At 32.9% G+C, this 14,306-nt stretch carries 12 protein-coding genes and 1 other annotated feature; of the genes, 7 read left to right on the top strand and 5 right to left on the bottom strand.

Translation table 11 applies throughout. The features are described from left to right. The gene (locus tag AB8U03_RS07930) at nucleotides 1-1,485 is read left to right on the top strand and encodes an FAD-binding oxidoreductase (protein ID WP_369704011.1); all 1,485 of its coding nucleotides are present in this window, start codon (nucleotides 1-3) and stop codon (nucleotides 1,483-1,485) included. A 74-nt stretch (nucleotides 1,486-1,559) separates the two neighbouring features. Here the strand turns inward: AB8U03_RS07930 and AB8U03_RS07925 are convergent, their stop codons facing one another. Then, nucleotides 1,560-2,981: a sodium:solute symporter family protein gene (locus AB8U03_RS07925; protein WP_369704010.1), complete on the bottom strand. Its 1,422-nt coding sequence runs from the start codon at nucleotides 2,979-2,981 to the stop codon at nucleotides 1,560-1,562. Between the two features lie 182 nt (nucleotides 2,982-3,163). Beyond that, nucleotides 3,164-3,378: a binding site (T-box leader), on the bottom strand. A gap of 555 nt (nucleotides 3,379-3,933) precedes the next feature. On the opposite strand from AB8U03_RS07925, the gene AB8U03_RS07920 reads away from it, so the two are divergent. The 4 genes from AB8U03_RS07920 to AB8U03_RS07905 all read left to right on the top strand — a co-directional run bounded on the left by AB8U03_RS07920 (nucleotide 3,934) and on the right by AB8U03_RS07905 (nucleotide 8,300). After that, nucleotides 3,934-5,316 (top strand): FAD-binding oxidoreductase, encoded by a 1,383-nt coding sequence (locus AB8U03_RS07920; protein ID WP_369704009.1) that lies wholly within the window; start codon nucleotides 3,934-3,936, stop codon nucleotides 5,314-5,316. A gap of 236 nt (nucleotides 5,317-5,552) precedes the next feature. Beyond that, the gene (locus AB8U03_RS07915) at nucleotides 5,553-6,044 is read left to right on the top strand and encodes a prolyl-tRNA synthetase associated domain-containing protein (RefSeq protein WP_369704117.1); all 492 of its coding nucleotides are present in this window, start codon (nucleotides 5,553-5,555) and stop codon (nucleotides 6,042-6,044) included. A gap of 8 nt (nucleotides 6,045-6,052) precedes the next feature. Continuing rightward, on the top strand, nucleotides 6,053-6,916 hold the full coding sequence (locus AB8U03_RS07910) for a DMT family transporter (protein ID WP_369704008.1): 864 nt from the start codon (nucleotides 6,053-6,055) through the stop codon (nucleotides 6,914-6,916). Nucleotides 6,917-6,980: 64 nt separating this feature from the next. Continuing rightward, a complete protein-coding gene (locus tag AB8U03_RS07905) occupies nucleotides 6,981-8,300 on the top strand; it encodes a replication-associated recombination protein A (RefSeq protein WP_369704007.1) in 1,320 nt (439 codons plus the stop codon). Nucleotides 8,301-8,329: 29 nt separating this feature from the next. On the opposite strand, the gene AB8U03_RS07900 is transcribed toward AB8U03_RS07905, so the two are convergent. The 4 genes from AB8U03_RS07900 to AB8U03_RS07885 all read right to left on the bottom strand — a co-directional run bounded on the left by AB8U03_RS07900 (nucleotide 8,330) and on the right by AB8U03_RS07885 (nucleotide 12,976). Next, nucleotides 8,330-8,977: a superoxide dismutase gene (locus AB8U03_RS07900; protein WP_369704006.1), complete on the bottom strand. Its 648-nt coding sequence runs from the start codon at nucleotides 8,975-8,977 to the stop codon at nucleotides 8,330-8,332. Nucleotides 8,978-9,092: 115 nt separating this feature from the next. Beyond that, a complete protein-coding gene (locus AB8U03_RS07895; RefSeq protein WP_369704005.1) occupies nucleotides 9,093-10,184 on the bottom strand; it encodes a GerAB/ArcD/ProY family transporter in 1,092 nt (363 codons plus the stop codon). Nucleotides 10,185-10,186: 2 nt separating this feature from the next. After that, complete coding sequence (locus tag AB8U03_RS07890; RefSeq protein WP_369704004.1) at nucleotides 10,187-11,395, bottom strand: Ger(x)C family spore germination protein; 1,209 nt, start codon at nucleotides 11,393-11,395, stop codon at nucleotides 10,187-10,189. Nucleotides 11,396-11,407: 12 nt separating this feature from the next. After that, nucleotides 11,408-12,976, bottom strand: coding sequence for a spore germination protein (locus tag AB8U03_RS07885; RefSeq protein ID WP_369704003.1), 1,569 nt, complete (start codon nucleotides 12,974-12,976; stop codon nucleotides 11,408-11,410). Nucleotides 12,977-13,326: 350 nt separating this feature from the next. Here AB8U03_RS07885 and AB8U03_RS07880 point away from each other — a divergent pair, with 350 nt between their 5' ends. Beyond that, complete coding sequence (locus AB8U03_RS07880; RefSeq protein WP_369704116.1) at nucleotides 13,327-13,791, top strand: sensor histidine kinase; 465 nt, start codon at nucleotides 13,327-13,329, stop codon at nucleotides 13,789-13,791. Then, nucleotides 13,751-14,275 carry a response regulator transcription factor gene (locus AB8U03_RS07875; protein ID WP_369704002.1) on the top strand — a complete coding sequence of 175 codons (525 nt, stop codon included), beginning with the start codon at nucleotides 13,751-13,753 and terminating at the stop codon, nucleotides 14,273-14,275. Before AB8U03_RS07880 ends, AB8U03_RS07875 begins: the two co-directional genes overlap by 41 nt. The last annotated feature ends 31 nt before the right edge of the window (nucleotides 14,276-14,306 follow it).

Below are 14,306 nucleotides of genomic sequence, written 5' to 3'. Positions count from 1 at the left end.
TTGAAAAATGAAGTGATTGAAACATTAAAACAAATTGTAGGAGAGGATTGGGTTGTAAATGATCTATCAAAGATGCAAAATTATCTATATGATGAAACTGAGCCTTTATTAAGGCCTGAAGCATCAGAGGACTGTGTGGTGGTTAAACCTGGTTCACCCAAGGAAATATCCGATATATTAAAGTATGCCAATAAAATTTTGATGCCCGTGGTTGCCAGAGGTGGTGGCACTGGAGTTGTTGGCGGAGCAATACCAGTAAAGCCAGGTATAGTTTTATCCCTTGAAAGACTTAACAAAGTTGTTGAACTGGATGAAAAAAATTTGATGATAACTGTTGAAGCAGGGGCTACTTTAGCAGATTTACTAGAAGTGCTGGGAAATGAAAGCAAACTATTTTTTCCCATACATCCAGGAGATGAGGGGGCACAAATAGGTGGAATGGTTGCAACAAATGCCGGAGGTACAAAGGCCNTGGGAAATGAAAGCAAACTATTTTTTCCCATACATCCAGGAGATGAGGGGGCACAAATAGGTGGAATGGTTGCAACAAATGCCGGAGGTACAAAGGCCGTAAAGCATGGAATCATGAGAAATCATGTCAAGGCACTGGAAGTGGTTCTTCCAACGGGAGAAATAGTTACTTTTGGGGGAAAGCTTATAAAAAACAATATGGGCTATGACTTGCTTCATATGATGATTGGAAATGAAGGAACTCTGGGAATCATTACAAAAGCAACCTTAAAACTCTATGCAAAAAATAAATACACAGGTACACTTTTGGTCTCATTTAACACAAGAAGAGAAGCATGTGATGCTGTTCCAAAAATATTGCAGGAAGGGATAACTCCCTTGGCTGTTGAATACATGGATAGAATTGTTGCAGAAAAAGCTGCAGATCAGCTTGGAAGTACATGGCCTCCGGATAATAAAGGATCTGTAGATCTCATCTTCATGTTGGATGAACCCACTGAAGATGAGTTGTACTCAAATAGTGAAAAAATCGTAGAAATATGTGAAAAATACAATTCAGTGGACAGCATTATAGCAGAAACTGCAAAAGAGCAGAGAAATATTCTGGAAATAAGAAGTAACGCCTATGGCCCTTATAAAGACAATATATCAGATGCACTTGATATAGCTGTTCCTCCATCAGCTGTACCTGATTTCTTCGATGATATAACAGAATTAGCCCAAAAATATAATAACAATATTGTGTCTCTTGGGCACATTGCCGATGGAAATATTCATAATTTTATTATGGGCGAAAATGGTAAACTGCCTTCTTATTATGAAGAATTAAAAGAGGAAATGTATAAAACGGCAATAAAATATGGTGGGACAATAACGGCCGAACATGGAACGGGAAAAACAAGGAAAAAACATATGCCGCTTCAATTTACTGAAAGGGAAATTCAAATTATGAAGGGTATTAAAAAAGTATTTGATCCCAATGAAATTCTTAATCCAGGAACTATAATTGACTGAATTGATATTTTTAATAAAAAAGCTGAAGTAAAATTTACTTCAGCTTTTTTACATATATATTCAAATAATTTAAATCAGATGATATTTTTAGATGGCTTAGGTTTGGTAACTATAGATATAGTCCGTTTGTCCAGTACTGATATCAATAGAAAAGTACCAAGGCATGTTAGCCATTCCATAAATATTACATGAGGAAAAATTCTGAATGAAGGTATTGTTTCCCATAAAATAAGCACTACTATCCCCGTCAAAGTGGTGTAAAAGGCAGAACTGCGTCTGCATAATCCGGGAATAAATACAGTAAATAAAAATACTATGGTAAAAGCTGTGCAGAGGCTTAAACCTATTGATATGGTTTTTAATATGCCTGACATGGATAGAGCTAATATAAAAGTTAATATGCCTATTAAAACTACAAACATCTTATTCATAATAATAAGTTTTTTATCCTCTATTTTTGGATTTATAAATGATTTATATATGTCCTGAGTGAATAATGTAGATGCACCTAAAAGTAGATTACAAGCTGTGGATACATCAGCAGCCCACAGAGCAGCTAGAGTCAAACCTGCTGCTATAGGGTTTAGTGATAATATCATTTTGGGTAATGCCAAAGTTCCGCTTACATCGGGAAAAGCGGTTTTAGCCGCCATGCCTATTATGGCACATAAAAAGCCTATGGGAATCATAAGCAGTCCAGCTATTATAAATCCTCTTTTTGCCGTTTTAGAATCTTTAGCTGCAAAAGCCAATTGTACAGGTCCTTGCATGGACATAACCTGTGTAATCATAATGAGAAACCAGCTTAAAATTATCCATATGCCGGTACCTTGTACAGGACTGAAATAATGTATATTTTCAGGAAGTTGTAGTTTTATATTACCCAATCCACCTCTTGAAGCTACCGCCAGTATGGTGCATAATATAATTCCTGCATACTTTATTGGAACATTGAACATATTACATAATCCTGCAGACCACATTCCGCCTATAAAAGTTATACTTATAAATACACAGGCACTTACTATCATACCTGTTTTTAATGTAAATACTTCAGGCAGAAGTGAAGATAAAATGGATCCACCTGCAATGTATTGGAGTGATACAATTACTACAAGAATAATGATCTGGCATATGACACAAACAATTCTTCCCTTTTCATCATAAAATTTCCCAAATAGCTCCGGCACAGTTGATACATTAAAATCTCTATATTTACCAGCTATTAAAATTCCCATGAGAATAGCTCCAACACCCCAGGCTACATTGTACCAGCCTGCCGACAGACCTATATCATACGCCTGTTCAGCAACACCTATGGTGGAAGCTCCACCTATGGCAAGGCCTATTAGAGAGCAGGTTACAAGAGGAGTTGTCAACTGCCTTCCTGCCAAAGTATAACTTTCTCCACCCTTTAAAGCCTTTTTTCTAGCAAAAAAACTTATTACAAATAACATTGATATATAAAGGATTATAATTATTAATGATATATTCATTTTTACGGCCCCCTTTTTATTTGATTAATGGTTAGTATAGGCAATAGTTGAGTGTCCAGCTGCAAAATTTGGATAAAAAAAGCGCCCCTGGCCAAGGGACGAATTAGTCGTGGTACCACCCTAATTATACATATAGCAAATTTCTGAAATTTTTAAAAGAGTAATAAAAAAAGCACCTACGATTAAGGGACGAAACTCAATCGTGATACCACCCTATTTCAGAAACAAATACATTGTTTATCTCTTACTCTTAACGAGAGTTAAACGGCTCAGCCTACTTAAAGAATTTCAGCCTGCGGTTCAGGAATGTATTTCATAAAGCACACCAAACAGTTTACACCAACCACTGTTTCTCTTTGTGATACGCTTGATTACTTGTTTCCATCTTCACCTAGATATAATATAAATATTATAACCTGAAATTGTTGTAAATACAAAATATAAAATATATCTTAAAACTTAATTATATTAAAAATACTATGAATAGCTGTGAATATCAAGAGCATATATGATAGGCGTAATAAAAAATAATTTAAACAAAAGAAAATTCAACATGAACCTAAGAATCGCTTGATACTGGAGGCTCAATGCTATATTTCTGAATTTTTAAAATATTAATTGACATTGACAAAAACTTGTAGTAAACTATTTTTTAGGGATTTTAAGAAAAAGAATTTAAATAGAGAAATATTTTCATATATTTTATAAAACGTTTACATAAATTTTGAAATCACAAATGTATGTAATGAATTAAAAAATAATATAGTGTATTATAATTAAACTTTAAAATTAAGTTGTCAATATTGAGGCCGATAGTCTTGGAAGAAATCTGGCACCTAGACTGGCAGTGGCATTAAATATAGGGTTGACGATAAATTGTACAGGCCTCGAAATAGACGAAAGTGGAAATAAAACATAAATTAACAGTTCATTGAAAAAGGGGGCAATAATATTGGAAAGTGAAGTAATTGAAAATTTAAAACAAATTGTAGGAGAGGATTGGGTTATAAATGACCTGTCTAAGATGCAAAGCTATCTGTATGATGAAACTGAACCTTTATTAAGACCTGAGGCATCAGAAGATTGTGTAGTAGTCAAACCCGGTTCTCCTGAAGAAATATCCGATATATTGAAATATGCCAATAGGATTTTGATGCCCGTGGTTGCCAGAGGCGGGGCTACGGGAGTTTGTGCTGGAACAATACCAATAAAACCAGGGATAGTTTTATCTCTTGAAAGGCTCAATGAGATTGTTGAACTGGATGAAAAGAATTTAATGATAACTGTTGAGTCAGGAGTTACTTTGGGTGATTTACTGAAATTTTTAAGTAAAGAAAGCAAATTATTTTTTCCTATACATCCTGGGGATGAAGGAGCACAAATAGGTGGAATGGTTGCATCAAATGCCGGAGGTTCAAAGGCTGTAAAGCATGGAATCATGAGAAATCATGTCAAGGCACTGGAAGTGGTTCTTCCAACGGGTCAAATAGTTACTTTTGGTGGAAAACTTATAAAAAACAATGCAGGTTATGATTTGCTTCATATGATGATCGGAAGTGAAGGTACACTGGGAATCATTACAAAAGCAACCTTGAAACTGTATCCTACAAATAAATATTCAGGTACACTGCTTGTTTCATTTAATACAAGGAGGGAGGCCTGCGATGCGGTTCCGGAAATATTGCAGGAAGGAATCCTGCCATTAGCCGTAGAGTATATGGATAGAATTGTCGCCGTAAAGACTGCAGAAAAACTGGGTACTATATGGCCTGTAACTGAAGGTTCTATAGATTTAATGTTTGTGCTGGATGAGCACACTGAAGATGAACTGTACTCAAATAGTGAAAAAATTGTGGAGATATGTGAAAAATATAATTCAGTGGGCAGTATTATAGCAGAAACTGCAAAAGAACAGAGAAATATTCTGGAGATAAGAAGTGCTGCCTATGACTCTTATAAGGAGATATTGGCAGATGTACTTGATACTGCTGTTCCGCCTTCAAGTGTACCTGATTTCTTTGATGATATAGCTGCACTAGCTGAAAAATATAATAATGACATCGTATCTCTCGGGCACATTGCAGACGGAAATATTCATAATTTTATCATGGGCGAAAATGGCAAGATACCTCCTTATTATGAAGATTTAATGGTAGATATATATAAAACAGCGATAAAATATGGGGGGACAATAACTGCGGAACACGGAACTGGAAAAACAAAAAAGAAACATTTATATATTCAATTTAGTGAAGGGGAAATTCAAATTATGAAGGGCATTAAAAAAGCATTTGACCCCAATGGAATTCTTAATCCAGGAACTATAGTAGATTAATTCTAATGTTATTTATAAAAAGTTGCAGGTAGATTTCACTGCAGCTTTTTTATGTAATTTGCATCGTTAATAAATTTACAATGATTATCTAATATATTAAAAAACAACTATATTTTGCACAATATGTTTCTTATGATATTATATAGAATATAAGTAATATTAAAATATGTCTAAAAATAAAGAAAGGAAGGTGAAAAACCTAATTATATTGATTAAATATAATTAGGTATTATATGATTAGTGAAGGTGAACAGAGAGTATATGATACTTTAAATGAAATAGGCATTGAATATGAAAAATATGAGCATAAGCCGGTTTATACTATAGAAGATGTTAATGAATTGGATATAGATATTCCAGGTGATCACACCAAAAATCTTTTTCTCAGAAATAGAAAGGGAAATGTTCATTACCTGGTGGTTTTAGAAGATTCAAAGCAGGCGGATTTAAAAAAATTATCTAAACAGCTGGGAAGTACTCCCCTGTCTTTTGCCTCAGAGGAAAGATTGGGAAAGTATTTAGGGTTAAAACCCGGTTCTGTGAGTCCTTTTGGGCTAATTAATGATAGTGATAAATGTGTGAGAGTAATAATTGACAATGATATACTCAAGGCAGAAAAGGTGGGATTTCACCCCAATGTAAATACAGCAACACTGGTTGTTTCATGCAGAGATTTTCAAAAATTTTTAAAATGGACTAAAAATAAAGTATCCTACATAAAAATCTAAGCTGTTGTATGCGAAAAGGATATTTTTATTCTGCACTATCTGCTGTATTATTTGGAACTTGTGGTATTATAATAAAAATTGCTTTTTCAGAAGGGGCAGATTCCATAAATATATTGATTCTGCAGTACATAATATCAATTCCAATTATGTTTTTTGCCATGCTGCTAATAGATAAAAATACTTTGAAAATAGATAGATGTGATCTTTACCACACAGCTATTCTGGGGGTAATAGGGAATACACTTATGACGGTTTTTTACTATAGGGCATTTAATTACTTGAATGTTTCCATGGTAACCATATTGTTATATACCTATCCTGTAATGGTCTTTATCTATTCCATGATATTTGAAAAAATGGACCTGGATTTCAATAAAATTTTTGCTATTATTACAGCTTTTATAGGATGTTTTCTAACTCTGGGACTAGTAAGGCAAGTGGATGTTCTTTCTGTGAAAGGATGTATATTTGGATTTTTAGCTGCATTATTTTATACTTTTATGAATATATACTCGGAAAAAAACATGAAAAAATTGAATCCACTTACCATGAATTTCTATTCAATTATTTTTTCATTATTGTCTTTGATAATTTTTAGATTCCCGGTTTCAGCATTGGGCAAAGGCTTGAGCATTAAGCTCATTATCTGTATTATGGTATTGGCTGTGGTCTGTGAAATAATACCACTAACTTTGCTGTATGCAGCAATTAAAGATATTGGTTCTTTAAAAGTTTCAATAATAGGAAATTTGGAAATACCTACAGCCATGCTGCTTTCATTTTTCATATTGGGGGAATCTATGACCTTGCTTCAGGTTCTTGGAGCAGTTATGGTTATTTATGCTGTTTATAATATTAGGAAGATAGATTAGATTTAAAGTATAATGTTATACAGATAGTTATTTATTTTTTAAATTAAAAATGCAGGTGTTTAATATGGATTATGTACAAAACTCAATGTTTGATAAAAAAAGTTCTTCTCCATTAGCAGAGAGAATCAGGCCGGTGAATCTGGAAGATTATATTGGACAACGTCATATATTAGGAGAGGGAAAAATACTTAGAAATTTAATATATACGGATAATATAAGTTCTATGATATTCTGGGGGCCGCCTGGAGTTGGCAAGACAACTCTGGCTATGATAATTGCCTCTATTACCAAAGCTAAATTTATAAACTTTAGTGCTGCTACTTCTGGCATCAAGGAAATAAAAGAAGTTATGGCAATGGCAGAGAAGAATCGGAGAATTGGCATCAGGACAATTCTTTTTATAGATGAAATTCATAGATTCAATAAAGCTCAGCAGGATGCTTTCCTTCCCCATGTGGAAAAAGGAAATATAATACTCATAGGTGCCACTACTGAAAATCCTTCTTTTGAAATAAACTCGGCTTTACTATCAAGATGCAGGGTTTTTGTGCTTCACTCTTTGGATACAGGAGATATTGTCAGTCTATTGAAAAGAGCAATAAAGGACAAAAGGGGATTTGGATATTTAAAAGTAAACATTACAGATGATATACTGCAGATGATAGCCATATACTCCAACGGAGATGCAAGATGTGCTCTAAATGTGTTGGAAATTGCCATAATGAGCTGTATTGACAATATCAGCACTTCAAATGTGACAAAAGAAGTGGTTGAGCAGTGTATTAATAAAAAAACTCTGTTATATGATAAAAATGGAGAAGAACATTATAATTTAATTTCTGCTCTTCACAAATCTATGAGAAACAGTGATCCAGATGCAGCAGTTTATTGGCTGGCAAGAATTTTAGAATCAGGAGAGGATCCTCTATATGTGGCAAGGAGGATAATACGTTTTTCATCGGAAGATATAGGAATGGCAGATCCAAGAGCCTTGGAAGTTGCAGTTTCTGCGTACAATGCAGTTCACTTTATAGGAATGCCTGAATGTAGTGTAAATCTTACTGAAGCAGTGGTTTACATGGCATCTTCCCCGAAGTCCAATTCCCTGTACCTGGCATATAATAGTGCAAAAAAGGATGCACTTGACACTATTTCACAGGGAGTTCCTCTTCATCTTAGAAATGCACCTACTAAATTGATGCATGATTTGGGTTATGGGAAAGATTATAAATATGCCCATGATTTTAAGGAAAGGACTGTGGATATGCAGTGCTTGCCAGATAATTTAAAGGATAGGCAGTATTATATTCCTTCAGACGAAGGTCTTGAAAAAAAAGTTAAGGAAAAATTATTAAAGATAAAAGAGATAAAGAGTAAACACTAAGTTTACTCTTTTAAAATGTAGAAAATCATTTATTGAAAATATCCCAATGGGCAGTACCTGTATGGTTTTATATTCATGGATTGCATTGAGGAAATATATTTTTTAAATCTGTTATTTAAAATGTCCCAGTTTATATTTTGAATAAATGTAGAAATATATTTCCTCCGGTCCGTTCCAAAATCCATGAAATATGCATGCTCATAAACATCCATAACTAATATGGGGCAGGAAATCCATACTGCACCAGTATCGTGTAAATCACTTCCTATTATATGGAGTTTATTATCCATTGAATCAATGGATAATATTGCCCAACCTCTCATAGACAAACCTACATTTGTAAGATAGGAGATAAAATTATCGTAAGAGGAAAATTGATTCTTTATGGCATTAAGTAGAGGGCCTTGAGGAGCGTTATTGCCTCCGGTCATATTTTGAAAATAGAGTTCGTGAAGTTTTACTCCATTTAACGAATATGTTTCACCAAGTTTTAAGCTTCGCATTGCTGAATAAGTGGGGTTGCTGTCTGTATAGTTGCCAGGTATATAAGGAGTGTTCCATATTTTATTTAATGCGTTTACATAGCCTATATATAATTTATAATGTTCATCCAGCTGTTTTGTTGAAATGCCTTTAACCGATTTGAAATTAAAAGTTTCGGGCTTTATATTGCTCATTAGATCACCTCTAAAATAATATACTAGTATATATTATGCAGTAAGTCCTAAATGTGTTAGAATATTACAAAAGCTAAATTTTTGAATATCTACTACAGAAGATACATAACCACAGTTATTTTTTCAATATTGAATTTTTAGTATAGAAGATTATTAAAGTTAAAGTGGGAAGTACTATTTCTAAAGGCAGGGATATATACTTTGGTACATAATTAAGTCCAATATTGATGTGTTGTGGATAATTTTTCTCAAGCAGCAGCGAGAGAATAAGGACAATAAAGGGTATAAATAAGAATCTATTTTGTTTTAAATTGAATACTTGAGAGGCACCTAGAACAGCTGTATATAAAAAAATACTCAATTTGAAAAAACCTTCCACTAAAAATAAAATCATGAAAAGTATATCAAGTCTGCTCAAAAAATCACCTATATGCATGAGTCTGTATGTTTCGAATAATGGGAAATTGGATAGAGTGGCAAAATCAACTCCCAGTGTACAGATGAATACAATGCTGTTAAATGATAATAATAAAGCATCTACCATAATCGATAATATAGCTGCTTTTTTTATCTTATTTTTTTGAAGGACAAATGGGTATAACATAGTAAAGACTATAGTTTCTCCATAGGGAAAAGTAATGAGCTGCCAGGAATTTTTTAAAACATTTAAAATGCCATTATCCAATACAGGTTTTAAGTTTTGTAGTTTAAACATATCATCTGATGATAATAATATGAGAAAAAAACTTCCTAATTTTATTGTAAGCAGTATTATGAAATAAAATTGAATTAAACTTGATATGTTTTCTATTCCAGTATATACTGCATAAATTATAGGTATCATGAAAACCAGACCAAAAATTAATTTTGATGTATGCCGTAATGCAAAAGAAGCTGTTAACTCTAAAAGATCTCTAAATACACGTATTGATATATAACTAAAAAATGTAATATAAATAATGCTTAAAATATTACCTATGAATTTACCGTATATTTTAGGCATATATGTTACAAGAGTATCTTTAGGATACTTATCATATAATGTTATGTATACAATTTGAAGCAGTATACCGGGTAATGCATATAATAATAAGGCTATCCAGACATCTTGTTTTGCTTCAGGAGCTAAGAAAAATAGGGAGGCGGTTCCATAGGGAATCATAGTCATTAATATGAAAAATTGATATATTGATATTTTTTCTTTCATAGTTATTTTACCTTTCCAGCATCTATGGATTTTGATATGGTACCTGTCTGGTTTATTTTAGATGAAATATTTACTTTGATATTTATATTGGGAAATAATTTGTCCCAGTTATTTTTTATGTTTTCCCATTGGTGAGGATATTCTCTATATAATAAATTTCCAAAATCAAATATATCTGCTGAAAGTCTATTTTGTGCTGCATTTATGGCTGCAGATACCTCACTGTGGATGGCTTTATTTTGTTCCTCGGATAATTCATCTAAAATAATAGGATCCCTGTTAAAATCCATATATTTATACGTACTGCTTGATATTTCAGAGATATTTGACTGAGCCTTTATATAAACTTCAAAATTTGCTTTATTGTTATCGATAGATGGTTTTAATTTGCTGCTGGATTTTATGATATCCAGGCTTATTTTACCTTTATCGTGGGGATAAATTACTATGTTTCCAGACTTAATTTTACTTTTTATCCACTGCATGCCCCTTGTTTCGTCGGTATTCATATACCCAATAAGTTTATCCTTCCTGAATACTGCACTGCCTGCCACAAGAAAACTGCTGGTTGAAGTATTTTCATTTCTTGTAGCCATATCTATAACTCCGCATGTACTTATAGGATTATGGCTGTTCATACTGTTTTCAAATTCCAAATTTGTTGTGGTGGGGGAAAAACCTAAATATTTTTGTCTTGTAATTAAATAATTGATCGCATATGCTGAAATGGGATTTTCCGTAACCTGTGTTTTAAGTATATCCTCAGCTTTGCCATGAGTAACCAGTATAGGGGTTGTAGGTCTTATTTCGCTGAATCTTAAGGAAAAGTCTATGATAGGTTTTACACTGAATTCTGCCAAATTCTGACCAACAACTATGAATTTTTCGTTAGAAAATTTAATTGGCATACTCAACTTTTTTGAAAGATTGTTCAGGGCATTGTAGATAGTGGATCCAGAGCACATATAAACATCCGTTTTAAGTATTTGTTTTGTTCCTTGAGTTTTTAAAGAGTTCATACCCTTGAGTATTTGTATGCTTACAATAAAATTATTATCCTTATCAAGGTCCACACCTAAAGCTACAGGAAATGCAAGTGTTTCAATTTCATTTTTATCTGTACAGCTGGTTATACAACAGCTGGATATAACTAACGATATAACCAAAAGTATTATGTTAAGCTTTTTTAAGCTGTTTTTGAAATTAATCATAATGGCACCTCATCAACTTATATGCTTATGAATTCTATTGCTGATAAAGTTATTCTTTAACTTATTTGACTTTTGAGTATGGTTCAATTTCCATATAGGTGATCTTATAATTTGGTCTTCTTGAGGATCTATATTAAAAGGGAAAATCGGAAACATATAGGGAATTCCAAAGCATCGAATAGCGGCAAGTCTGGTACTGATTAATAAGATCCCGCAGGTAAGCCCGATAAGTCCTAAATATCCACTTAAAAATAAGAAGAAAAATCTAATATATACAATAGGCAGTTCGAACTCTATTGAAGGTACTGTAAATTTTGTAATGGCAGTTAATGAAACTATTACTACAATTGGAGTGCCTACTATTCCCGCATTTACTGCAGCATCACCTAGAACCAAGCCGCCCACGATACTTATGGCAGGACCTAGAGTCTTTGGCATTCTCATCCCAGCTTCTCTCATGATTTCAAAAGTAACCAGCATAAAAAAACTTTCCCATAATGCAGGTAAGGGCACGCTTGATCTGGAATCAACTATGCTTATTATAAGTTTAGTTGGTATGAGTTCCTGATGAAAATTATTAAGAGCTACGTATATTCCAGGAAGTGTAATAGTTATAATCAATGATAAACATCGTATAATTCTGTTTAAAGTGGCAGAAGAATATTTAATATAGTAGTCTTCACCAGATTGAAAAAATTCAATGAATAAAGTTGGAACGGAGAGTGCTACAGGGGATCCGTCCACAATAATTATAACTTTTCCCTCCAGAAGTTTAGATGCTGCAATATCAGGCTTTTCTGTCTTGAATATCAAGGGATAGATGCTGATGGGTTCATCAGATATATATTCTTCTATATAGTTGGAATCCAATACGGATTCCACATCTATTTTTTTTAACCTCTTTTTAACCTCTTCTACTATTTTGTTGTCAGTTACACCTGAAATGTAACTTATTATTATATCTGTATTTGTCTCTTTCCCAAGTACAAATTTTTCCATTTTTAAATTTGGGTTTTTGATTTTTTTTCTTATTAAATTGGCATTTTCTATGAGGGATTCAGTAAACCCCTCCCGTGGTCCCCTGAGTACTGAATCCGTAGGTGGTTCATTTATATTTCTTTTTGGAGGGCTGTTTAAATTAATTTCAAAAGATTTTTCTAATCCATCTATAAATACTACAGGATTTCCTGATATAATGGCTTTTATTGATTTGTTGATATCTGTATATATCTTTTCATCTTTTATACCAAAAGTGGATTTAATAAATTGAATTTCATCGGTATAACTGTCTTTTGAATAATTATCTGAAGTTAATTTTGCTATAAGAAAATTTTCTATTAGTGATTTCTCTGAAAATCCTTCTAGATAAACTATAAGAGCTTTTTTTTCTTTAATATTGAAAAGGGAAATTTCACGTATAACTAAATCAAAACAATTTGAAAAACGTGATTCTATATAACTTTTATTTTTTCCTATGCTGCTGTCGATATCAACAGGATCTTCTTTAGGGGATTGCTTGTCAGGTATATTCTTATTAGTTATCTTTTTAGATGAAAAAATTTTTTTAATGAAGTTATTCACACTAGTTCACCTCTAGATTATTTTTTCATTGCTGTACAGAAATTATTCATCAAATTTCATATTCTAAGTACATTCATGGCATAATCCGGTAAAAACTATATTAGCATCTTTATATAGGTATAATAGAAGTTTAATTGCCGTGTGGATTAAAGGCTTTGACATTTGAAAAATCAGCTTTATTAAACTGCATAACGCAAAGTAAAAAGAAAACAGCACACATGGTGAAAATAATGAATAATCCAGCAGCTTGTAAATGTAATTCCATATGTTTGATCTGGTCCGCGGATCAAGCCCCGTAGTAGGCTCCTCCAGAAACAGCACCTTAGGATGAGGAAAACAGAAAACTCCTTATTGCAAATATTTCTCACGATCTTAAAACTCCAATTACTTCAATTAAGGGATATATTGAAACAATGCTGGAAAGGCAGGATCTGTCTCAGGATAAAATAAATAAATACCATAAAATAATATATAATAATTCTGTGTATATGAACAGACTCATCGATGACCTTTTTTTGTTTTCAAAACTGGATATGCAAAAGCTGGAATTAAATTTCCAGGAGACAGATATAAGTGCTTTTATGTGTGACTTAATGGAGGAATTTAAATTTGATCTGGAGGATCGGGGAATTGAATTCAATTATACAGATGAACTTGAAGAAAAATTTTATGTGAATATTGACGGAAAAAGAGTCAATCAGATATTTAGAAATATTATTGGAAATGCAGTAAAGTATGGGTATGATGATGATATGAAAATACAAGTCAAATTATATGAAAATGGAAAAAGATTATCTGGAGTTAAATGGATATAAAGTAGAAATTGTTCAGGATGGAAATCAGGGAATCAATATGGCATTGAGGGGAATATACAGCGTAATAATTGTTGATCTGGTGCTTCCAGAAAAAGATGGTTTTGAAATAATAAAGGAAGTGAGAAAGAAATTTGAAATACCTGTAATTGTAGTTTCTGCCATAACAGAAGATATTGATAAAATAAGAGGACTGAATTTTGGATCGGATGATTATCTCACAAAACCTTTCAGCCCTGCGGAGCTTGCAGCCAGAATAAAATCACATATAAACAGATATGAGATACTTGTATTTCTGGCTTCAAACCCCAATATTGTATTTATCAAGGAGAACATTTTCGACAGCATATGGGGGGATGAATTTACTGGTGATCTGGCAACTGTGGCAGTACATATTCAGAAGATAAGAAAGAAAATAGAAAAAGATCCCTCAAATCCTGAGTTCATAGAGACATTATGGGGAACGGGGTATAGATTTAAATCGTAAGTGAAAGGAGAACTCCATAAAGCGCCATGGA

It is taken from the genome of Clostridium moutaii, from assembly GCF_041205085.1.
In the GTDB taxonomy this organism is placed as follows: domain Bacteria; phylum Bacillota; class Clostridia; order Clostridiales; family Clostridiaceae; genus Clostridium_B; species Clostridium_B moutaii.
Note: the sequence above shows the minus strand (reverse complement) of the source record. Positions and strands in the feature narration are given on the sequence as shown.

Coding starts and splice junctions, on each gene's coding strand:
- AB8U03_RS07925 (WP_369704010.1), bottom strand. CDS start 2,981: ATGAATATATCATTAATAATTATAATCCTTTATATATCAATGTTATTT.
- AB8U03_RS07910 (WP_369704008.1), top strand. CDS start 6,053: ATGCGAAAAGGATATTTTTATTCTGCACTATCTGCTGTATTATTTGGA.
- AB8U03_RS07905 (WP_369704007.1), top strand. CDS start 6,981: ATGGATTATGTACAAAACTCAATGTTTGATAAAAAAAGTTCTTCTCCA.
- AB8U03_RS07900 (WP_369704006.1), bottom strand. CDS start 8,977: ATGAGCAATATAAAGCCCGAAACTTTTAATTTCAAATCGGTTAAAGGC.
- AB8U03_RS07895 (WP_369704005.1), bottom strand. CDS start 10,184: ATGAAAGAAAAAATATCAATATATCAATTTTTCATATTAATGACTATG.
- AB8U03_RS07890 (WP_369704004.1), bottom strand. CDS start 11,395: ATGATTAATTTCAAAAACAGCTTAAAAAAGCTTAACATAATACTTTTG.
- AB8U03_RS07875 (WP_369704002.1), top strand. CDS start 13,751: ATGAAAATGGAAAAAGATTATCTGGAGTTAAATGGATATAAAGTAGAA.